Origin of the sequence: Streptomyces sp. NRRL F-6492 (assembly GCF_001280125.1) — a bacterium.
Classification (GTDB): Bacteria; Actinomycetota; Actinomycetes; order Streptomycetales; family Streptomycetaceae; genus Streptomyces.
The window spans coordinates 24,695-45,668 of the sequence record NZ_LGEG01000221.1; the positions used below are offsets into that span (position 1 = coordinate 24,695).

Annotated in this window: 14 protein-coding genes and 3 pseudogenes; 12 read left to right on the forward strand and 5 right to left on the reverse strand. The window is 74.8% G+C overall.

Annotated features, from left to right (window positions below; all coding sequences use genetic code 11):
• Window positions 1–152: 152 nt before the first annotated feature.
• The 6 genes and pseudogenes from ADL08_RS19690 to ADL08_RS19715 all read left to right on the forward strand — a co-directional run bounded on the left by ADL08_RS19690 (window position 153) and on the right by ADL08_RS19715 (window position 5,119).
• The gene (locus ADL08_RS19690) at window positions 153–1,211 is read left to right on the forward strand and encodes a hypothetical protein (RefSeq protein WP_053644745.1); all 1,059 of its coding nucleotides are present in this window, start codon (window positions 153–155) and stop codon (window positions 1,209–1,211) included.
• Between the two features lie 168 nt (window positions 1,212–1,379).
• The gene (locus ADL08_RS19695) at window positions 1,380–2,093 is read left to right on the forward strand and encodes a type 1 glutamine amidotransferase domain-containing protein (RefSeq protein ID WP_053644747.1); all 714 of its coding nucleotides are present in this window, start codon (window positions 1,380–1,382) and stop codon (window positions 2,091–2,093) included.
• A 50-nt stretch (window positions 2,094–2,143) separates the two neighbouring features.
• Window positions 2,144–3,580: an aldehyde dehydrogenase family protein gene (locus tag ADL08_RS19700; RefSeq protein ID WP_053644749.1), complete on the forward strand. Its 1,437-nt coding sequence runs from the start codon at window positions 2,144–2,146 to the stop codon at window positions 3,578–3,580.
• Window positions 3,577–3,900 carry a hypothetical protein gene (locus tag ADL08_RS19705; RefSeq protein WP_053644751.1) on the forward strand — a complete coding sequence of 108 codons (324 nt, stop codon included), beginning with the start codon at window positions 3,577–3,579 and terminating at the stop codon, window positions 3,898–3,900. The genes ADL08_RS19700 and ADL08_RS19705 overlap by 4 nt, the downstream gene beginning before the upstream one ends.
• Window positions 3,901–3,904: 4 nt before the next feature.
• Window positions 3,905–4,448 (forward strand): annotated as a pseudogene (locus ADL08_RS35730) (molybdopterin-dependent oxidoreductase).
• Window positions 4,382–5,119: pseudogene (locus tag ADL08_RS19715) on the forward strand (FAD-binding oxidoreductase). The pseudogenes ADL08_RS35730 and ADL08_RS19715 overlap by 67 nt, the downstream one beginning before the upstream one ends.
• Before the next feature lie 82 nt (window positions 5,120–5,201).
• Here the strand turns inward: ADL08_RS19715 and ADL08_RS19720 are convergent.
• Complete coding sequence (locus tag ADL08_RS19720; protein ID WP_234352195.1) at window positions 5,202–6,395, reverse strand: PucR family transcriptional regulator; 1,194 nt, start codon at window positions 6,393–6,395, stop codon at window positions 5,202–5,204.
• A 145-nt stretch (window positions 6,396–6,540) separates the two neighbouring features.
• Here ADL08_RS19720 and ADL08_RS19725 point away from each other — a divergent pair, with 145 nt between their 5' ends.
• The 4 genes and pseudogenes from ADL08_RS19725 to ADL08_RS19740 all read left to right on the forward strand — a co-directional run.
• On the forward strand, window positions 6,541–8,028 hold the full coding sequence (locus ADL08_RS19725; protein ID WP_053644755.1) for a long-chain-fatty-acid--CoA ligase: 1,488 nt from the start codon (window positions 6,541–6,543) through the stop codon (window positions 8,026–8,028).
• Between the two features lie 708 nt (window positions 8,029–8,736).
• Entirely contained in the window at window positions 8,737–9,711 is a 975-nt protein-coding gene (locus tag ADL08_RS19730) for an alpha/beta hydrolase (RefSeq protein ID WP_053644756.1), read from the forward strand.
• Between the two features lie 205 nt (window positions 9,712–9,916).
• Window positions 9,917–10,891, forward strand: coding sequence for an NAD(P)H-quinone oxidoreductase (locus ADL08_RS19735; protein WP_053644758.1), 975 nt, complete (start codon window positions 9,917–9,919; stop codon window positions 10,889–10,891).
• Window positions 10,892–11,158: 267 nt separating this feature from the next.
• A pseudogene (locus tag ADL08_RS19740) lies at window positions 11,159–11,365 on the forward strand (hypothetical protein); the annotation flags it as partial.
• A gap of 574 nt (window positions 11,366–11,939) precedes the next feature.
• On the opposite strand, the gene ADL08_RS38780 reads toward ADL08_RS19740, so the two are convergent.
• A complete protein-coding gene (locus tag ADL08_RS38780; RefSeq protein WP_053644762.1) occupies window positions 11,940–15,242 on the reverse strand; it encodes a LuxR C-terminal-related transcriptional regulator in 3,303 nt (1,100 codons plus the stop codon).
• Between the two features lie 613 nt (window positions 15,243–15,855).
• Between ADL08_RS38780 and ADL08_RS19750 the strand changes: the two genes are divergently transcribed.
• Window positions 15,856–17,463 (forward strand): S8 family peptidase, encoded by a 1,608-nt coding sequence (locus ADL08_RS19750; RefSeq protein WP_053644764.1) that lies wholly within the window; start codon window positions 15,856–15,858, stop codon window positions 17,461–17,463.
• Between the two features lie 143 nt (window positions 17,464–17,606).
• Complete coding sequence (locus tag ADL08_RS19755) at window positions 17,607–17,954, forward strand: STAS domain-containing protein (protein WP_234352196.1); 348 nt, start codon at window positions 17,607–17,609, stop codon at window positions 17,952–17,954.
• Here ADL08_RS19755 and ADL08_RS19760 read toward each other — a convergent pair.
• The 3 genes from ADL08_RS19760 to ADL08_RS19770 are packed head-to-tail and all read right to left on the reverse strand — an operon-like array spanning window position 17,926 to window position 20,971.
• Window positions 17,926–18,321 (reverse strand): STAS domain-containing protein, encoded by a 396-nt coding sequence (locus ADL08_RS19760; protein WP_078968231.1) that lies wholly within the window; start codon window positions 18,319–18,321, stop codon window positions 17,926–17,928. The two genes, ADL08_RS19755 and ADL08_RS19760, sit on opposite strands and share 29 nt — an antisense overlap.
• Window positions 18,318–19,397 (reverse strand): cobalamin B12-binding domain-containing protein, encoded by a 1,080-nt coding sequence (locus tag ADL08_RS19765; RefSeq protein WP_053644768.1) that lies wholly within the window; start codon window positions 19,395–19,397, stop codon window positions 18,318–18,320. The genes ADL08_RS19760 and ADL08_RS19765 overlap by 4 nt, the downstream gene beginning before the upstream one ends.
• Window positions 19,394–20,971: a PP2C family protein-serine/threonine phosphatase gene (locus tag ADL08_RS19770; protein ID WP_078968232.1), complete on the reverse strand. Its 1,578-nt coding sequence runs from the start codon at window positions 20,969–20,971 to the stop codon at window positions 19,394–19,396. Before ADL08_RS19770 ends, ADL08_RS19765 begins: the two co-directional genes overlap by 4 nt.
• Window positions 20,972–20,974: the final 3 nt, after the last annotated feature.

The window sequence follows — 20,974 nt, forward strand, 5'->3', positions numbered from 1 at the left end:
CGAGCGGCTCGTATCCGGCCGTCGGCTCGTATCCGGCCGTCGGCGCGTCCGGCCGTCGGCGCGTCCCGGCCGCCGACGCGTCCGGGTGCGTCGACAGCCATTCGGGTGCTTCCCGCCTGCGCGGGCCCCCGTCGTCCCGGAGCGTTGGGGCCATGAAACAGAGCACCCTGTCCGAGGTGAAGGACGCCGTCACTCCCAGGGCCACGATGCTGGTGATCGGGGTGATCGCCCTGCAGCTGCTTTTCGTCGCCTCCTACGTGGGCGCGCTGCACGAGCCCCGCCTCAAGGACGTGGCCCTCGGCGTGGTGGCGCCGCAGGCCGTGGCCGGGCAGACGGTGGCCCGCCTGGACGGGCTGCCCGGCTCGCCGCTGGATCCCCGTGCGCTGCCCGACGAGCGGACGGCGCGGGAGCAGATCATGAACCGGGACGTCTACGGCGCGCTGGTGGTGAACCCGGCCGGGACCACCGACACGCTGCTGGTGGCCTCGGGCGGCGGCAGGGCCCTCTCCCTCGCGCTGGGCACGCTGATCGCCACCGTGGACAAGAGTCAGGGACGTACCGTGCGCACGGTGGACGTGGCTCCCGCCTCCCCGCACGACTTCAACGGCCTGTCCTCGTTCTATCTGGTCATCGGCTGGTGCGTCGGCGCCTATCTGTGCGCGTCGATCCTGGCGATCAGCGCCGGTGCCCGCCCGGCCAACCCGACCCGCGCCGCGACCCGCCTCGGCACGATGGCCCTGGTCGCGCTCGCCGGCGGCCTGGGCGGCGCGATCATCGTCGGGCCGATCCTGGGGGCCCTGCCGGGCAGCGTGTGGGCGCTGTGGGGGCTGGGCGCGCTGCTGATCTTCGCCGTGGGCGCCGCCACGCTCGCCCTCCAGGGGCTCTTCGGCGTCATCGGGATCGGCCTGGCGATCCTGATCGTCGTCATCGCGGGCAATCCGAGCGCGGGCGGCGCCTTCCCCGCGCCGATGCTGCCGCCGTTCTGGCAGGCGATCGGCCCCGCCCTGCCACCGGGCGCGGGCACCTGGGCGGCCCGCTCCATCTCCTACTTCCACGGCAACGGCATGACCTCCGCCCTGCTGGTCCTTTCGGCCTGGACGGTCGTCGGCGTCCTGGTCACCATGCTCGCGGCGGTCCTGCGGCAGCGCCGCACCGTGGAGGCGGGCGGCGACGCGGGGCGGACGGGGGTGGAGGCGGGGGCGGGGGCGTAGGGCCCGCCGGGGCCTTCGGGACCGGCGGTGGTCTTCCCCGTGCGAGACCGCGACCGGTCGCCCGCGCCCCGTCCGGGGCGGATGATGGGGTGAGCCCCTTGCGGCACATCTCGGTCGATACGCCCATCGGAACGTCGACGAATCCGTTTCGGCAGAGGAGGGTCCGTGGTGACCAGGGTGTTGTTCGTCGTGTCCGCGGCCGATCGGTGGACGCTGCGGAACGGGGAGGCGCATCCGTCCGGGTTCTGGGGCGAGGAACTGGCGATGCCCCACAAGATCTTCTCCCGCGAGGGATGGGACATCACCCTCGCGACACCGGGCGGGAAGGTCCCGACGCTCGACCGGCTGAGCATGTCGAAGACGGCCGGGTGGCCGTCGAAGCTGCGGGAGGTGGCCGCGTACCTGGAGGAGATCCGGAGCGAGCTGAACAGCCCCCGGCCGCTGGACGGCATCGACCCGGACGACTTCGACGTGGTGTTCTACCCGGGCGGACACGGTCCGATGGAGGACCTGTCGGTCGACCCGGTCTCCGGCGCGCTGCTCACCCGCTTCCTCGCCTCGGGCAAGCCGCTGGCGCTGCTGTGCCACGCGCCGGCGGCGGCGTTCGCGGCGAAGAACGACGACGGGTCGTGGCCCTTCACCGGATACCGGATGACGGGGCTCTCGAACCTGGAGGAGAAGTTCAACAGCTTCGGCCGCAAGGCGATCTGGTTGCTGGAGGACCGGCTGCGGGAGAGCGGGGCGGAGTACTCCAAGGCGCTTCTGCCGCTGCGGCCGTACGTGGTGGTCGACCGCAACCTGTACACGGGGCAGAACCCGCCGTCCTCCGAGAGCCTCGCCGAACGCCTCGTCGCCGATGTGAACGCGACCTCGGAGCGCTGAGACCCGGTACGAACACCGCCCCCACCCCACCGTCCGGAAGGATCGCGCCCATGACCGGCACCGCCGCCGCATCCGTGGCACGGCAGGACCAGGACATACCGGAGACCGTCGTACGGCTCCGGGCCGCCTTCGACTCGGGCGCCACCCGGCCGGCGGCCTGGCGCCGACGCCAGCTCCACGCCCTGCGCCGCCTCCTCAGGAGCCACACTCCGGCCATCGAGGAAGCCCTCTACGACGACCTGCGCAAAGGGCGCACCGAGTCCCACCTGACCGAGATCGGCGGCGTCCTGGCCGAGATCGAGCACGCCCTGCGCCACCTCGACCGCTGGATGCGGCCCCGGCGGGTCGCCGTACCGATGAACATCAAGCCGGCGACGGCCCGCGTCCACCCCGAACCCCTCGGCGTCTGCCTGATCATCGCGCCCTGGAACTATCCGGTGGCGCTCACGCTGAACCCGCTGGTCGGCGCCCTGGCCGCCGGCAACGCGGCCGTCGTCAAACCCAGCGAACTCGCCCCCGCCACCAGCGCCCTGCTGGCCGAGCTGCTGCCCCGCCACCTGGAGGCCGTCGCCGTCGTCGAAGGGGCGGTCGAGGAGACCACCCTGCTGCTCGCGCAGCGCTTCGACCACATCTTCTACACCGGCAACGGCACGGTCGGGCGCGTCGTGGCCGCCGCCGCGGCGAAGCACCTGACCCCCGTCACCCTCGAACTCGGCGGCAAGTCACCCGTCTTCGTCGACGAGACCGCCGACATGGCCGTCACCGCCCGCCGGCTGGCCTGGGGCAAGTTCACCAACGCCGGCCAGACCTGTGTCGCCCCCGACTACGTCCTCGTCACCCGGGCCGCCCGCGACCCCCTGCTGGCCGCCCTGCCGGAAGCCGTCCGGCAGATGTTCGGCCCCGACCCCCGTACCAGCTCCGACTACGGACGCATCGTCAACGACCGCCACTTCCGGCGCCTGGCCGGCCTCACGGCGGACGGCGACCTCCTCGTCGGAGGCGCCACCGACGCGGGGGAGCGCTACATCGCCCCCACCGTCCTCACCGACGTGCCGCCCGGTGCCCCCGCCATGACCGAGGAGATCTTCGGCCCGATCCTCCCGGTCCTGACCGTCCGCGACGTCCACGAGGCCGTCGACTTCGTCAACGCCCGCGACAAGCCCCTCTCCCTGTACGCGTTCACCCACGACAAGGAGGCCCGGCGGGCCCTCCTGGAGAAGACCTCGTCCGGAGGCCTCGTCTACAACGCGCCGATGATCCACCTCGGCGTCCCCGGCCTGCCGTTCGGCGGCGTCGGGGAATCCGGCACGGGCGCCTACCACGGCAAGACGTCCTTCGACACCTTCAGCCACCGCAAGCCGGTCCTCTCCAAGCCCACCAGGCCCGACACCCTGCGCCTCATCTACGCCCCGCACACCTCCCGCTCCTTCTCCCTCATCGCCAAGGCCGTGTCCCGCACCCACCCGCTCCTGGGAAGGAGGCGATGACCGGCCGCGTCTTCCTGCTCGGCGCCACTCCCGCGCGACGGGACCCCGGGTTGCACCCGTACGGCAGGCGGGGAGCACGGGAGGGAGGACAAGGAGCGGTACGCACGGGGACGACCGCCCCGCCGCCGACCCCGGCCCACCGGGAGGCATCCACGAGCGGACCCGGCGGCCCCCTCGGCCCCTGGACGGACCGGCTGCTCCGGCTCGGCACCGGCATCCCTCCCGAGGACGCCCGCGCGTTCGTGCGCGACCTGTACGCCCGGGCCCGGGCCGACCGCGACGAAGAACGGGCGGAAGCCGGCTTCGAGCGGGAGGAGTGAACCCGTGGGCGAGCTGTCACCGGGGTTCCACGGCACGGCCCGCGACCTCGTGTCCCGGCTGTCGCCGGGGCAGTACCCGACGGAGTCGTTCCCCGTCCTGTCCGCGGGACCCACCCCGCACGTCCCCGCCGACCGGTGGTCGTTCACCGTGACCGGCGAGACCGGGGAGAGCCGCACGTGGACGTGGGAGGAGATGATGGCGCTCCCGCAGAGGAGCCCGTCGCCGACATCCACTGCGTGACCCGCTGGAGGACGTCACCGGCGGCAAGGCCTGGCTGGCGCACTCCTTCGACGGCTACGCGCTCTCCCCGGACCACGGCGGCCCGGCCCGGCCGGTGATCCCCCACCTGTACTCCTGGAAGTCGGCCAAGCGGGTCAAGGACCTCATCCTGACGCCCGACGACGAACCCGGCTTCTGGGAGTCCGCCGGCTGCCACGACTACGGCGCCCCCTGGCGCGAACAGCGCCACCGGAGTGACTGGTGCGCGGCTGGCGGCGGGCCCGCCTCACGGAGCGGACGAAGCAGACCGCGACCGGCCGCACCCTGAGGTTCGAGGTCCCCCAATGGCCGGGACACCTGCCGGGCCAGCACGTCGACGTACGGCTGACCGCCGACAACGGCTACCGGGCCGTACGGAGTTACTCGCTCGCCGCCCCCGCCGCCCCCGCCGACACCGCCGACACCGACCGGATCGAACTGGGCGTCCAGGCCGCGATCGGCGGCGAGGTCTCCCCGTACCTGGCCGACGACCTCCCCGTGGGCGCCGAGGTCGAGGTCGAGGGACCGCTCGGCGGCTGGTTCGTGTGGACGCCGGAGGACCCCGGCCCGCTCCTGCTGATCGCCGGGGGCTCCGGCATCGTCCCCCTGATGGCGATGCTGCGCGCCCGGCTCGCGTCCGCGTCGGACGACCCCTGCGCCCTCCTCTACTCCGTACGCGACCCGGGCGAGGTCTGGTACGCCGCGGAACTCGACGCCGCCGGTGCCGTCGTGGACGTCCGCCGCCTCTGCACCCGCACCGCGCCGGACGGCTCCGCACGCCCCCCGGGGGCGCATGACGGAACTCGACCTGCCGGTCCTGCCGGTCCTGCCGGTCCTGCCGTCCCCGGCGGACGCCCGCTGCTACGTCTGCGGCCCGACCGGCTTCGTCGAGCACGCCGCCGCCCTGCTCCTGGCCGCCGGACACGCCCCGGCCGGATCCGTACCGAACGCTTCGGCTGACCCACCCGCGCCGCACGGTGCGGTGATCGCGGGCCCGCGTACGCGTCGGCCTGCGCGGCCCCGGCCCCGGCGGGCCTCCGGGTCAGCCGGTGTCCGTCGGCCGTTCCACGAGTTCCGTCCACCGGTCGCGGACCGCCAGGAGCGCCGCGCCGACGGCCGCCGTCGCGCGCGGATCGGAGAGGGACTGGTCCGTCAGCCCCTCGACGCGCCGGAGGCGGTAGCGGACGGTGTTGGGGTGGACGAAGAGGCCCCGGGCCGTGGCGTCGGCCGAGCCGCCGGAGGCGAACCAGTGCTCCAGGGTGCGCAGGAGGCGGGACCGTTCCGCGGCCGGCAGGTCGAGGACCGGCCGGAGCGTCACCTCCACCAGGCGGGCCGCCTCGGCGGGCGCCGCGGCGACGACCATCGCCAGCGGGTCGTCGTCGAACCGGGCCACGCCGGGCCCGCCGCCCGGCAGCCCGGACAGGGCCAGACGGGCGAAGCGCAGGTTCTGCGGGGCGCTCCGCAGCGAGGGGAAGCACGGGCTGAGCCCCACCCGGGCGTTGCTCCGCCGCAGGACGCGGAGGCAGGTGCTCTCCGCGGTGGCGGTGGGCAGCGCGATCAGCGCGAGCTGCTGGTCCGGCAGCAGCCGCCAGGCGGAGGGGAGTTCCGCCCGGCGCAGCGCCGTCTCCACGCCCGCGAGGGGCTCCTCGCCCGGGGCGCCGGCCTCCGCGACGGCGACGGCGTACGGCCCCTGCTCGGGCAGCCCCAGCTCCCGGGCGGCCTCCCACAGGGTGTGGTCGGTGATGACGCCGGTGAACAGCGCCTCCACCAGGGCGTAACGCCTGGCCTGGCCCCGTGAGGTCAGCTCGGCGGCCGTCTCCCGGTAGGTCACCGCCACCGCCTCCGCGTACAGGCCGAACAGCGCCCAGAAGTTCGCGGACTCCGACACCAGCAGGTCGTCCGACACCTCCGGACGCGTGCGCGCCTCCGCGACGATCTCCGTCCACAGGAGTTCCGAGCCGATGCGGTACGCGCGCAGGGTGTCGGCCAGCGGGACGCCCTGTTCCGCCCTGGCCCGCCCGGTCTCGCGGGCCGCCTCCGCGTCCGGGGAGCCCTTGCGGCGGAGGTGCGACAGCACGAAGTCCGCGTTGGCGTGGCAGGAGCGCCGCAGCGAGTCCAGCGGGATCAGCGCCTCGTCCCGGTAGGCGTCCACGTCCGAGCGGATGCGCAGCGCCATCCTCTCGGCCAGTTCCGGAAGCCTCGAATGAAGCGCCGCGGTCACGCCCGAAAGGTCCATGGTCGCAGCTTAGTCCCGCCGTTTTGTCGCGGCGGACAATCCTGGGGCCCGAGTGCTGTCGCGCAGGCCATAGGACATGCCAGTGGACGGCGACAAGATGTCGGCGATGTAAACATCTAGTGATCTCGTGTAACGGAGGCGGGTCATGGCCAATCTGGCAGGGTTCCTCGTGGAGACGGCCGGGCGGCAGCCCGAGCGCCCCGCGCTGCGTCTGGGGGAGCGGGTCCTCACCTACGCGGAACTGGACGAGCACAGCGCCCGCGCCGCCGCCCTGCTCAGGTCCGAGGGCGTACGGCCGGGCGACCGGGTCGCCCTGATGCTGCCCAACGTCCCCGAGTTCGTCGTCCTGTACTACGGAGTCCTGCGCGCCGGAGCGGTCGTCGTCCCGATGAACCCGCTCCTGAAGACCAGGGAGACCGAGTTCCACCTCGCCGACTCCGGCGCGGTGCGCCTCTTCGAATGGCACCAGGCGCCGGGCGAGGGCGCGAAGGGGGCCGCCGCCGCGGGAGTGCGGCACACCGCCGTCGAACCCGCCGCGTTCGCCGCGTCGCTGGCCGGGCACGAGCCGCTGCCCGAGGTCGCCGACACGGACGGCGAGGACATGGCCGTCCTGCTGTACACCTCCGGCACCACCGGCCGCCCCAAGGGCGCCGTCCTCACCCACGCGGGACTGCGGCACAACACCGAGGTCAACAGCATCGAGGTCCAGCGGATGACGCCCGAGGACGTGGTGGTGGGCTGCCTGCCCCTGTTCCACATCTTCGGGCAGATCTGCACCATGAGCGCGGCCGTCCGCAGCGGCGCCTCCCTCGTCCTGATCCCCCGGTTCGAACCGGGGGCCGTCCTGGACGCCGTCGCCCGCGAGCGGGCCACCGTCTTCGAGGGCGTCCCGACCATGTACGCGGCGCTGCTCCAGCACCCGTCCGAGGCCGACGTCTCGACGCTGCGGATGTGCATCTCCGGCGGCGCCTCGCTGCCGGTGGAGATCCTCCACGGCTTCGAGCGGCGCTTCGGCTGTCCGGTCCTGGAGGGCTTCGGCATGTCCGAGACCAGCCCGGTCGTCACCTTCAACCACCCCGACCGCCCGCGCAAGGCCGGCTCCATCGGCACTCCCATCCGGGACGTGGAGGTGCGGCTGCTGGACGAGGAGGGCCGGGACGTGACTCCGGGCGAGATCGGCGAGCTGGCCGTCCGGGGACCCAACGTGATGAAGGGGTACTGGAACCGCCCCGAGGAGACCGAGGCCGCCGTACCGGACGGCTGGCTGCGCACCGGCGACCTCGGCCGCGCGGACGAGGACGGCTACCTGTACATCGTGGACCGCAAGAAGGACATGATCATCCGCGGCGGTTACAACGTCTACCCGCGCGAGATCGAGGAGGTCCTCCACGAGCACCCCGCCGTCGCCCTGGCCGCGGTGGTGGGCGTCCCGCACGCCGAGCTGGGCGAGGAGGTCGCGGCCGCGGTCGTGCTCCGCCCCGGCGCGCGGGCCACCCCCGAGGAGCTGCGGGAGTACGTCAGGGAGAGGGTGGCGGCCTACAAGTACCCGCGTGGGGTGTGGCTCGTGGAGAAGCTGCCGCTGGGGCCGAGCGGCAAGATCCTCAAGAGGGAGATCACCCTGCCGGAGGCGTGAGGTCCGCCCCCGACCCACCGGTCCGGGAGGGCGGTCGCGGGCGGACGGCATCGGCACGAGGGACGGAGGAGGCGACGCCCCTTCGGGACGGTTCGGCGGCCGGCGCGCCGGCGTACGCCCGGCGCAAGCGCCGGGCGAGGGGCGCCCGCCGGATCGACCGGATCGGGGAAGCGGTGCACCCGGCCTTCCTGACCCTGCCCGCGGCGGCGGAGGACGGAGAGCCGAACACGCTGTTCGAGACCTTCTCCGGAGCCTGCCCGACACCGGGGCGCTCCACGGCCGGGGCGCTTCCACGATCGGGACGCGGTCCACGGCCGGGACGCGGTCCGCGACTGGGAAGCGGTCCGCGACTGGGACGCGGTCCACGGCCGGGACGCGGTCTGCGCCCTGGCCACGCGCGTCTTCCGCGCGGGCGTCGGCCCGACCGTACGACAGCCCGACCCCACCGCCCTGCTTCTGCGCACCCGGCAGGCGGTCCTGGGCAGTCTCCGGGCTCCCGGGAGCTCCCAGGAGGCGCCTTGCCGATCGGGCCGGGCCCGCGTCGGCGCACACGCCCGTCGGGTTTCCCGGCCGGGTTGCGACGGGCGAAGGAGGCGCAAACGATGGAACGCAGGCGTGACCGCGCCTGAGCCCAGGCGTACGCGACAGCCGCGGCCCCCTCGGGGTCGCATGAGCAGGGCACCGGTGTGCCCGTGACAGGGAGCGGACATGAGCGACCTTCCCCCTCCGATCACCCCCTTTCTCGAACCGGCGGCGAAGGAGCTGTGCGAGGCCACCGATCCGCATCCGCGGATCTACGAGGTCCCCCCGGAGAAGGGCCGGGACATCCTGCTCGGCCTGCAGAGCGACACCGGCGTGCCGCGCCCCGAGGTCGACGAGGAGTGGGTCGAGGTCGACGCCGGGGAGTGGGGCACGGTCCGCACCCGCGTCATCCGGCCCAAGGGCGCCTCCGGACCGCTGCCGGTGGTCTTCTACATCCACGGCGCCGGCTGGGTCTTCGGCGACGACAAGACCCACGACCGCCTCTTCCGCGAACTCGCCGTCGGCGCCGGCGCGGCGGGCGTCTTCCCCGTCTACGACCGCGCACCCGAGGCCAAGTACCCCACCCAGGTCGAGCAGAACTACGCCGTGGGCCAGTGGGTCCTGCGACACGGCGCCGAGCACGGCCTGGACACCTCCCGCATCGCGGTCACCGGCGAATCGGTCGGCGGCTGCATGTCGGCGGTCTTCGCGCTGATGAACAAGGAACGCGGCGGCATCGACCTCAAGGCCCAGTGCCTGCTCTACCCGGTCGCGAACGCCGACTTCGACACCCCCTCCTACCTCCAGTTCGCCGAGGGCTACTACCTCACCCGCGACGGCATGAAATGGTTCTGGGACGCCTACACGACCGACCCCGCCCAACGCGCCGAACACCACGCCTCCCCGCTCCGGTCCACCCTGGACCAGCTCAAGGGCCTGCCCACCACCCTGGTCATCACCGACGAGGCCGACGTCCTGCGCGACGAGGGCGAGCAGTACGCCAACAAGCTGCGCGAGGCCGGCGTCGACGTCACCTCCGTCCGCGTCGCCGGCATGGTCCACGACTTCCTCCTCCTCGACAGCCTGCGCGACACCCGCGCCGCCAACGTCGCCCGCAAACTCGCCGTCGACTTCCTCGCCACCGCACTCCACGACGACTGAGGCGACCGTACGTCCGGCCCGGAACTCCCGCGGCGCCGCGTACGCGTGGTCCGGGCCCCGGCGCCCCGGGAAGTGAGGACGGACCCGGACCACGGCTCCGTGATCCGGGGGAGACCGACCCCGACGCGGTCGCCCGCGACCCGCGCGTCAGCGGCGTGGGCTTCCTCCGGCGAGGCCCACCGCCCGAGAAGAGGAACGGAGCGTCATGAAGGCAGTGTCGATCAAGGAAACCGGTGGTCCCGAGGTACTGGAGTGGACCGAGGTCGAGGACCCGGCGCCCGCTCCCGGCGAGGTCGTCGTCGACGTGGTGGCCAGTGCCCTGAACCGGGCGGACGTCATGCAGCGCATGGGGCTCTACCCGCTGCAACCCGGCTGGTCGCCGTACCCCGGCCTCGAAGTCTCCGGCCGTGTCGCCGCCCTCGGCGAGGGCGTCACCGGCTGGAAGGCGGGCGACGAGGTCTGCGCCCTGCTGACCGGCGGCGGCTACGCGCAGAAGGTCGCCGTCCCCGTCGGCCAACTGCTGCCCGTACCGAAGGGCATCGGCCTGGTCGAGGCGGCGGGCCTGCCCGAGGTGGCCGCCACGGTGTGGTCCAACCTCGTCATGACCGCCGGACTGAAGGAGGGGGAGACCCTCCTCGTCCACGGCGGACTCGGAGGCGTGGGCTCCGTGGCGATCCAGGTCGCCAAGGCCCTGGGCGCCCGCGTCGTCACCACCGTGGGCGGCCCGGAGAAGGTCGCCCGGGTACGGGAGTTGGGCGCCGACACGGCGATCGACCACCGCGCCGAGGACTTCACCGAGCACGGCCCCTACGACGTGATCCTCGACGTCGTCGGCGGCGACTACCTCGAACGCAACGTCCGCTCCCTGGCCGTCGACGGACGCCTGGTCGTCATCGGCCTGCAGAACGGCCTCGCCGGCGAACTCGACCTGGCCGACCTGGTCTTCAAGCGCCTCTCGGTGTACGGCACCACCCTGCGCACCCGGACGGAGGAGCAGAAGGCCGCCGTCGTCGCCGAGGTCCGCGACAACGTCTGGCCCATGATCGAGAACGGCTCCGTGCGGCTGCTCGTCGAGGACCGGCTGCCCATGGCCGAAGCCGCCGAGGCGCACCGGCGGATGGAGGCCGGCGGACACACCGGCAAGATCCTCCTGACCAACGACGCCGCCACCGGCGGGTGATCGACGGTCTCCCCCGGGCGCGGACCGGGGGAGACCGCGCCGGTCCCGGGACGCACGCCGGCTCCGCCGGACCCACCGCCGTGGAGACGGCGTCCGGGGCATCGGGCCGGGCCGTAGCGGGCGCCCCTCGGACGGGCCGCTCCCGCTCGCGCGCGGGGGAACGGGGGTCCGCTGGGACGGGGGCGACCGTCACGAACGAGGAGGTGCCGGTGCCGGACGAGGGATCGGCCGCGCGGGCCGGCGGAGCTCCAGGAGCTCCGCGCCCGTGTGGCGGTGCTCGAAGCGCGACGGACGGAACCGCCGAGGCACCGCGCGAAGTCCTTCCCGGCCGTCGTGCTGATCGTCCTCGGCTGTGTGCTCGCGCCCCTCGGCATCGTCGCCTCCTGGGCGGCGGACGTGGTGGGCGCCACCGACCGCTACGTGGCGACCGTCGCCCCGCTCGCCTCGGACCCGGCCGTCCAGGACGCCGCCGCCGAGTGACGGCGGCCCACAGCTCGGCGGCCTCGGCCTCGTCGGGGGCGCCGAGGTGGGTGGGGAGTCGCGGCTCCTCCTTCCAGACCGGCCGGGCCCCGCCCCACCAGGAGACCGGCCCTCCCGCCGCCGGATGGTCCAGGTCGAGGGCGAGGCCGGTCAGGGTGACGAGCGGATGGCGCCGTTCGGTGTATGCGGTCCGGTACTTCTTGGTGAGGTCCTTCGGGCGGCGCGGCAGCGGCGCCTCGACCTCGGCCTCCCCGGCCAGGCCGTGGGCGAGCAGGAGCTCGGGGCAGAAGCCGAGCCCCTGCGGCCCGGTCCCCGGGCCGGCCACCCGCTCCCGCAGCCGGCGCGCGTCGGCGTCGGTGAGCGTCCGGTACCGGCTCAGGGTCGGCGGCGGGAGCACGAGGGGACCGTCGCCGCTGAGCCCCCGCCACCAGGCGGTGAGCACGGCGAGGTCCGAGCGCCTCCGCTCCGCGCGGCGGCGGTCCGTGCCGGTGCCGGGGTCGTCCACGTGCTGCTCCCCGCGCTCTCCGGGGTCCGTCGGGGACGGTTCCCCCGTCCGCGACCCACCCTGTCACAGGGGTCCGACACCCCTTCCGGGCCCACCGCGGAAAGGCTCCGCCCCGCCCTCGCCCCACCCCGCCAGGGCGATGTCGGTCCTGGAGGAGGCGTTCAGCTTCCGCATGATGCGCGCCACGTGGTGCTCCACGGTCCGGGGGGAGAGGACCAGGCTCTCGGCGATGTCCCGGTTGGCACGGCCCTGGACGACCAGCCGGGCCACCTCCTGCTCGCGCGGGGACAGCTGGTCGCCGTAGCCGAGCCGGCCGCGGCGGTGGGTGGTGACGATGTCGTGGCGGCGCAGCAGCCGCCGGCAGCGGGCCACGTCCCAGCGGGCGTCGAGCCGCCCGTAGACCTCGACCACCTCCTGGACCCCGTCGGCCGCCGCCTCCCCGCGCAGACCGAGGAGGCAGCGCCCGCGGGCCTCCGCCGCCCGGGCCGCGTCGAAGGGACGGCCGAGCAGCCGCCACCGCTCCTCCGCGTCGGCGAGCAGGCCGACGGCCTCGTCCGGCCGCTCCCCGGCCTCGGCGAGCAGCGCCCGGCACACGGTCAGGGCGGTCCGGGCGGCGGGCGCGTCGCTGCCGGCGGTCCCGTCGGCGAAGTCGGCGACGAGCCTGCGGGCCCGCGCGGTCTGCCCGCTGCCGTGCAGGGCCTCCACGGCGACGGGCAGCACCTCCCCGGCCCACACCCAGCCGCCGGTCCGTTCGAGACGGTGCAGCACCTCCTCCACGGCGTCGCACGCCCGCCCGGGCCGTCCGGCCTCCAGGTGGACGCGGGCCGTGGCGGCGGCGGAGGCCGTGAGGATGAGACCGGTGTCGTAACGGGTGGTACGGGCGGCCTCCGCCAGGTCGTGGCGGGCCCGGGGGACGTCACCGAGCACGTGCAGCGCGGTCAGCCCCCGGACCAGCATGGCCTCGGAGGTCAGGTCGGGGATCTCCCGGTAGAGCCGGGTGGTGCGGTCGGCGGCCGCGTGCAGGCCCTGCCAGCGGCCCTCGTGCCAGGCGAGCACCAGACGGGCGGTCTGGACCAGCCCCTCCAGGTAGGGGCTGCTGGTGTCGGCGAGCCCGGCGGCGGCCCGGTCGAGGAACTCCCGGGCCCGCGCGCCGTATCCGAGGGCACTGGCCGCGTGCGCCAGGTTGGTCCATCCCCGGGCGTGGTGCGCGGCCTCCATCGCGGACCCGGCCGGGCCGCCCAGCGCCTCGGCGGCGGTCCAGGCCCGGGGGTCGCCGAGCAGCATCAGGGCGGTGGCGCGGTTGGCGGCGATCGCGGCGCGGGCGACCGGGTCGGTGACCCGGTCGGCGAGCGCCTCGCCGCGCTCCAGCCACTCCCGGTGGCGGTCGACGGGCCAGCCCTTGATGGAGGGGATGGCGGCGACCGCCATGGCGCGGGCGGCGGTCTGCGGGTCGGACGCCTCCAGGTCGGGGACGGCGCGGGCGACCTCGTTGAGGCTGTCGAGCGCGCCTCCGCTCTGGTTGCGCAGGACGACGCTCAGGTGCAGCCGGATCTCGCCGCGCAGCCGGGGCGGCGGGTCGTCCTCGTCGAGGACCCGCCGCACCGCGGCCACCACCGGCTCGCCGGCGCGGGCCAGTTGCGCGGTGCGGGCCAGCTTCGCGGCGGTCCGGATCCGGCCCCCGGCGCGCGGGTCCTCGGCGACGGCCCGGGTGTAGAGGCTGGTGGCGGTGGCGTAGTCGCCGGCGGCGGCCGCCCGGTCGGCGGCCGTGACGAGACAGCGCAGGGCCTCGTCCACCCGCCCCGCCGCCGCGTACAGCCGGGCGAGGTCGGCCAGCGGCGGCGGTCCCTCGCCGCCCCGGCGCAGGGCCCGGGCGGCGCGCAGGCTCAGCCGGGCCAGCCGCGGCCCGGACAGGCGCGCCAGCGCGGCCCGGCGGTCCAGCGGGTGGCGGAAGTCGGGACACGGCCCGTCGGCCCGCAGCACGGACCGGCGTACGCACGCCTCCACGGCCGTCTCGGCCCGCCCGGGCGCGAGGTCCGCCACCTCGGCGAGCACGCCGACGGGCACCGCGAGGCCGAGGACGGCCGCCGCCTCGACGATCCGCCGCGCGTCCTCGCCGAGCGGCGCGCACCGCCGGGCCAGCTCCCGCCGCACCCGGACGGGCACCCCGACCGCGCACACGACGTCGAGCACGGACCCCGCCACCCGCTCGGCCCAGAACTCCGCCGTCCGGTCGCCCCCGCCCCGGGGACTCACCATGCGGCCGGCTCCACCCGCCCACGACTCCACCCCCCGATCGCCCTCGCCCGCCCGGGGGCTCGCCGCCCGTTCGGCCCGGCCTGTCCACGCCCGATCGCCCCCGCCCCGGGGACTCACCACCCCGCAGGCCCCGTCCGCCCGGGGGCTCGCCGCCCGCTCGGCCCCGTCCGCCCGGCTGTCCGCCACCCGGCCGGTCCGGCCCGTCCAGGGCTCCGCCGCCCCACCGGTCCCGCCCGTCCAGGGCTCCGTCGTCGCGTCCCTCCGGTGGAGGCCGTCCTCCTCGTAGCCCCGCAGCAGCTCCCCGGCGCCCCGCAGCAGTTCCCCGGCGGCCGAGGGGAGTCCGCCGGTCAGTTCGTGGACGAGTGCGGTGAGTTCCTCCCGCTCGTGCGTCCGGTCCGGGCGGTGCGCGTCGAGCCACCGCCGGACGAACTCGCCCGTCTCCCCGGGCGTCCAGGGCCGGACGTCGATCTCCTCGACCCGCACCCCTTCCGGGGCGCGGACGCCGAGGACGGGCAGCCCGGCCGCGGTGTCCTCGGTGACGACGAGCCGCAGCCCGGCCGGCATCGCGCCCGTCAGGTGGTGGAGCAGGGCGAGGGTCGCGGGGTCGGCGTGGTGGACGTCCTCCACGACCAGCACGGCGTCCCCGACCGTCGCGAGGAGCGCCCCGACCGCACGCGGCAGCAGCCCGCGCCGCACCTCCGGATCGGCCGCCGGGGCGGGTGGGTGCGGCAGCCGGTCGGCCAGTTCCGGTACGAGGAGGCCGACCGCCCCGGTCACCGCCGGCAGCGGCCGCCCGGCCGGGACGGGCCGGTAGGGCAGCCCGGCCAGCGCGTCGGCGACGGGCCCGAGCGGCGCCGGGTCCGCCGTGTCGGGGCACGTCCCGCGCAGCTGCGTCCACTCCGCGAACTCCGCCCGGCCGAGCACCTCGTCCACCAGCCGGGACGTCCCCGTGCCCGCCCCTCCCCGGACGACGGTGAGGCCCGGCCCCTCCCGCAGCGCCTCCCGCAGCCGCCGGGCCTGCTCGGCCCGCCCGACGAACCCGCTCCCGCCGGCCGCCTCTTCGCCGCGCCCCGCACTCGGGGACCCCGTACCGAAGGAACGTCTCTCCACGGTTCCGCCTCTCGCCGGCCACTCACCCGGAAGGCCCGCCGTACGTCGCGGCGGCCCGTTGGGTCGGGGTCCGCGGCCCGCCCCTTCTCCGGGCCGGGCCACGGCCCCCGTTGGGCAGGTGGTCTACCCTCCGGACGGCCGGGGCCGCAATAGGGGTCCACCACCTACGGAATGCGCACGGTCGGTCCGCCCGCCCGTTCCCGCTCTTTGGGTAGCGCTACGGATTGCTGGGTTCCTCCCGTCTGACCGAAGCTCTGGGCGGTCCGGCGACGCCGTCCCGTACACCGCGGTCCCCAGCCGGCGGAGGTACGGGGACGGCCGCACCCCACGCGGTCGTCCGGCGCGGCCGGGCCCGTGTCGCACGGAGCCCACTCCGCGCGGCACGCCACCCCACACCCCACCGCCGTGGGCGCCGGCACCCGAAGGCGCCCGCACGGCCGCCGCGTCCGGGCGATTGTCATGATCCCAACAGGATCGCGTCCCGGCGGGCCGGCGGCCGTCCTCCGGACACGCGCCTCCCCACCACCGAAGGAGCGTGTCCGGAGCCCACCGGGGTGACGGGTGCCGCCCTCCGGGCCCGAGCCGGGCCCGGACAGCTCTCAAGGGAGAAACCATGGAGTTCGACGCTCGCGCCCTCCGGCGCCTGCTCGCCGTCGGCGCCAGTGCCGCCCTGCTCGCCGGGGCCGCCTCGACCGCCGGGGCCACGGCCGCCCCCGTACCGCCGGGCGGCGGAGAGGGCCGCGTCGTCGGCGCGGACCGCCCCGGCGCGGTCGAAGGCTCCTACATCGTCACCTTCAGGGACTCGGTCGCCCGCGCCGACGTGCCCGCCTCCGCGAAGGCGCTGACCGAGCGGCACGCCGGCAGCCTGCGCTACACCTACACCGCCGCCCTGCGCGGCTTCGCGGTGCGGATGACCGAGAGCGAGGCCGAGGAGCTGGCCGCCGACCCGTCGGTGGCCCGGGTGGAGGCCGACGCGGTGGCGTACGCCGTCGACACCCAGCCCAACCCGCCCTCCTGGGGCCTGGACCGCGTCGACCAGCGCGACCTGCCGGTCGACAAGAGCTACACCTACGGCACCACCGCCTCCGGCGTGAACGCGTACATCGTGGACACCGGCATCCGCATGAGCCACCGCGACTTCGGCGGCCGCGCGGTCAGCGGCTACGACTTCATCGACAACGACTCCAACGCCTCCGACTGCCAGGGCCACGGCACCCACGTCGCCGGCACCGTCGGCGGCGGCGCGTACGGCGTCGCCAAGGGCGTCAAGCTGATCGGCGTCCGGGTCCTGAACTGCCAGGGCACCTCGGGTGACACCTGGGCCCCGGTCCTCGCGGGCATCGACTGGGTCACCAAGAACGCGGCGAAGCCGGCCGTGGCCAACATGAGCATCGGCGGCGGCAAGACCCAGTCGGTGAACGACGCGGTGGCGGCCTCCATCGCCTCCGGCGTCACCTGGGTCGTGGCGGCCGGCAACAACAACGCCGACTCGTGTTCCTACTCCCCGTCCTCCACCCCGTCCGCCGTCACGGTCGGCGCCACCAACAGCCGGGACGCCCGCGCCACCGGCTGGAGCAACGGCCAGGGCTCCAACTACGGCTCCTGCCTGGACGTCTTCGCCCCCGGCGACAGCATCGTCTCCACCTCCAACTCCGGCGACACCGCCTCCCAGTCGATGAGCGGCACCTCCATGGCCGCCCCGCACGTCGCCGGCGCGGCCGCCCTGCTGCTCGCCGCCAACCCGACCTGGACCCCGGCCCAGGTCCGCGACAAGCTGGTCGCCGACGCCACCTCCGGCAAGGTCACCGACCCCCGCACCGGCTCCCCGAACAAGCTCCTGTACACCGGCACCGGCAGCACCACCCCGCCGCCCACCGGCAGCAGGTTCGAGAACACCGACGACGTCCAGATCCGCGACAACGCCACCGTGGAGTCCCCGGTCACCGTCACGGGCGTCACCGGCAACGCCCCCGCGAACCTGGCCGTCACCGTCGACATCCGCCACACCTTCCGCGGCGACCTGAAGGTCGAGCTGGTCGCCCCCGACGGCGGCGCGTTCGTACTGAAGAACCACAACTCCTCCGACAGTGCCGACCACGTCCAGGGCACGTTCACGGTCGACGCCTCCGGCAAGGCCGCCAACGGCACCTGGAAGCTCCGCGTCACCGACAACTGGGTCAACGACACCGGCTACGTCAACGCCTGGTCGCTCCAGTTCTGATCCGCGCCACCCGTTCCGCGCCCGCGCCCCCGGAGCAGAGCCGCTCCGGGGGCGCGGTCCGTGCGCCACCGCGCCCGCGGCGGCCGGGCGGTGTCTCCGGGGGCGGCTGGCGCGGTGGTGTCCGCCGATGTGAGGATGGCGCCATGTATGCGGCCCCCCAGGGAAAAGTGCACCTCACCCGGCACGAGCAGGTCTTCGTCATCACGATGCGCGGCGAGATGGATCATGACGACGTGGAGGAGGTCGAAGCCGCTTGGGCGGCGGCCGACGAGCAGGCCTCCCCGATGACGGCGGTGGACCTCTCCCGGGTCACGTTCGCCGACAGCATGCTCCTCAACGCGCTGCTCGACATCCGGCGCCGCCACGTGGCGGACGGGCGCGAACTGGTGCTGATCGGCCCCCTGCACTCCGCGGTGCGACGGGTCCTGGACATCAGCGGAACCCTCGAACACTTCCGGATCGTCAGTACGGGCCCCTCTCCGGCCAGCTGAGGTCCGCGTCCCCGTCGGGCTCCCTCCCGGCCGCCGGGCCGGTGAGGTGGTCCAGGACGTTGGTGATGTGCAGCATGCGCTCCAGGAAGTCCGGACGGTTGTCCAGGTAGAGGGTGGCGCCGAGGGCACTGGACCGCCGGTGGACGAGCAGCAGGGCGGACAGGCCCGAGGAGTCGATGTGCGTCAGGCCGCCGAAGTCGAGGCGCACGCCCCGCGGCGGCTCCCCGCCGTCCCTCAGGTTCTCGGTGACCGCGTCGACCAGCTCGCCGCAGGTGTCGTAGTCGAGGTCCCCGTTCACGCGCACGCGCAGCGAGCCGGGCTCGCGGACGACGCCGAGGGTGAACTCGGTGGGGGGGAAGTCGTTCATGAGCGGGGGCCGGGCACGGTACGGGCGGCGTGCTCGCCCAGGGCCTTCGTGCCCCGTTCGATCGCGTGCACCGCGCGGGGGAAGTCGTGCAACTGGCCGGACAGGACGTCCAGACCGGCCGTGAGGGAACGGGTGGGCACACGACGGGCCCGGAGGATGTCGGCGGTCCAGACGAGGAACGTGGTGAACAGCTCGGGGTCGTCCACGTAGAGCGCGGTGGCCAGGAAGTCGACGATGTGCGCGATGTCCTCAGCCGTGCGCTCGCGCTGGAGGTCGCTGTAGGCCCGCATCGGGGGAAACCGGTCCTCCAGGTCGACCAGGGCCTGCTTGACCAGCCGGGACCGGGAGCGGACGACCATCGTGTACTCCTGGTCGGCCAGGTGCGGCAGGTCGTCCACCGCGTGCCGGCCGGCCGACGCGCCGGGACGGGGCACGCCCTGGTCCAGGACCGCGAGCGCGCCGCGCGCGTCGGCGGCCCACCGGTCGGCGCGCAGCGTGCGCGCGTACCGGCCGCCGGGCCCGAAGGCGCGGCCGCCCGCCAGGACCGGGACGCCCACGGCCTGGCAGGCGGTGATGGCGGCGTGGGCGGCCGGCAGATGGGTCGGGATCGACCCGGACAGCAGGACGGCGTCGGGATCGCTCCGGTGCAGATGGGCCACCAGGTGCGGGGTCGGGGTCTGCGCCCCGAGGTAGTCGACCCGCCAGCCGTGCAGGGAGAGCACCTCTGCGACGAGGCGGGCGGGAAAGGCGTGCCACTCGCCGTCGACGCAGCCGACCGTGACGCGGCCCCGGTGGGGCGCGGCGCGGCCGCCGGCGCGGCGGTGCGCCAGGGAGGCGACGATCCGCTCGTTGATGGCGGTGACGGCGTGCTCCTGCGCCACGGTGATGCGGTCGGCGGCCCATTCGACGCCGACCTTCGCCTGGACCGGCGCGAGCACGTCGAGGAGCAGGACCTCCTCCGGCACGCCCGTGGCGAGGGCCTCGTGCACGACGGAGGCCGCGGCGGGTTCGTCACCCTCCACCGCCGCCGTCCACAGCCGTTCCACCACCGTGTCCGTCGCGGTGGCCTGTCTCACGTGTTCCTCCCGCCGTACCGGCCGTATCCGTCGCCCGTGGTGAGTGCCGAGGCCCTGGGGGCCGTGATCGCCACGACGGCCATGTCGTCGTGCCGGCCTTCGTGGAGCCACTGGGCGGCCAGCATCCGTATCCGCTCCACGACCGCTTCCGCCTGCATGCCCGCGCATTCGGCCAGCGCCCTCTTCAGGCGCTCCGTGCCCAGGAACTCGTCCCCGAGGGGACCGCCCCGCGCTTCGACGATGCCGTCGGTGTAGAGCAGGCACGTCTCCCCGGGGGCGAGCACGGTCTCCACGGTGCGGGCCTCGACGGTCGGCAGGGCGCCGACCAGGGTGCCGCGGGTGGCGACCTCCTCCACCGTGCCGTCGGCGCGGGCGAGGAGCGGGGGCAGGTGCCCGGCACCGGTCAGCCGCAGCAGCGTCCGGCCCTCCCGGTTGCGCACGGAGACGAGGACGAGCGTGGCGAAGCGGGTGTGGTGCGAGGAGAGCAGTGCGCCGTTGAGCAGGTTCAGGACCCGCTGGTGGTCGTCGGCCAGGGGGAGCAGGGCGTGCAGCGTGTTGCGGATCTTGCCGGTCAGGACCGCCGCTTCCAGGCCCTTGCCCGCGACGTCGCCCAGGACGACGAGGGTCTCCCCGGAGGGGTCGGCGCTCGGGTGGACGTCGTAGAAGTCCCCGCCGATCCGTTCGTGGTCCTTCGAGGCTCGGTAGCCGCCGGCGTACTCGACCCCGTGGACGTGGCGCAGCACCGGCGGCAGCAGCTCGTTCATCAGCGTGGCGGTGATGGCGGCCTGCTCGGTGTAGAGGCGGGCGGCGGACAGGGCGGCCCCGGCGCGCGCCGCGAACAGGCGCGCGAAGACCTCCTCGTTCTCGCTGAAGGCCCGTTCGGTGCCGGAGCGCAGCAGGATGAGCGCCCCGGCGGGCACCCCGTGGCCGGGGAGGGGGGTGACGATGACGGAACCGACCGGTGCGGTGAAGCCTTCGGGGATCACCCAGTCGGGGAGGTCGGCGGGGTCGATCCAGCGCGCCGGCACCGGCGGGAAGCCCTGCAGGGCCTCGGCCAGTCCGGGCACGGCGGAGACGTCGACCTGCCGGACGGACTGCGTGACGGGACCGCCCCGGTGGGCGAAGGTCAGCGAGTGGCGCCGTCCCTGGGGCGGCGCCACCAGGACGGCGGCCTCGGCCAGGTGCTCCGCGGCCATCGAGGAGGCCACCTCCATACAGCGCCGCACGTTCAGCGTGGACAGCAGGGAACCGGAGACCTCGGCGAGGACCTCGGAGCGCGTCTGCACGTCGGCCAGGGCCGTTTCGGCGAAACGCCGGTCGGTCTCGTCGACCAGCCACCACACCACGTCGCCGTCGTCGCCCGTGGTGGGGTGCGCCTCGACGAGGCGGTCGCGGATGCGTCCGGTCAGCGGGCCGGTCCTCGTGTCCGACAGGCCGTCGCAGATGCGCCGGTGGGCGTCCGCCAGCCAGGACGGCACCAGGTCGTGCAGCCAGCCGCCGCTCGTGGCGCCGGGCAGGAGGAGCTGCGCGGCCCCGTTGATCCGCACGAGACCGCCGTGCCGGTCCACGACCATTAC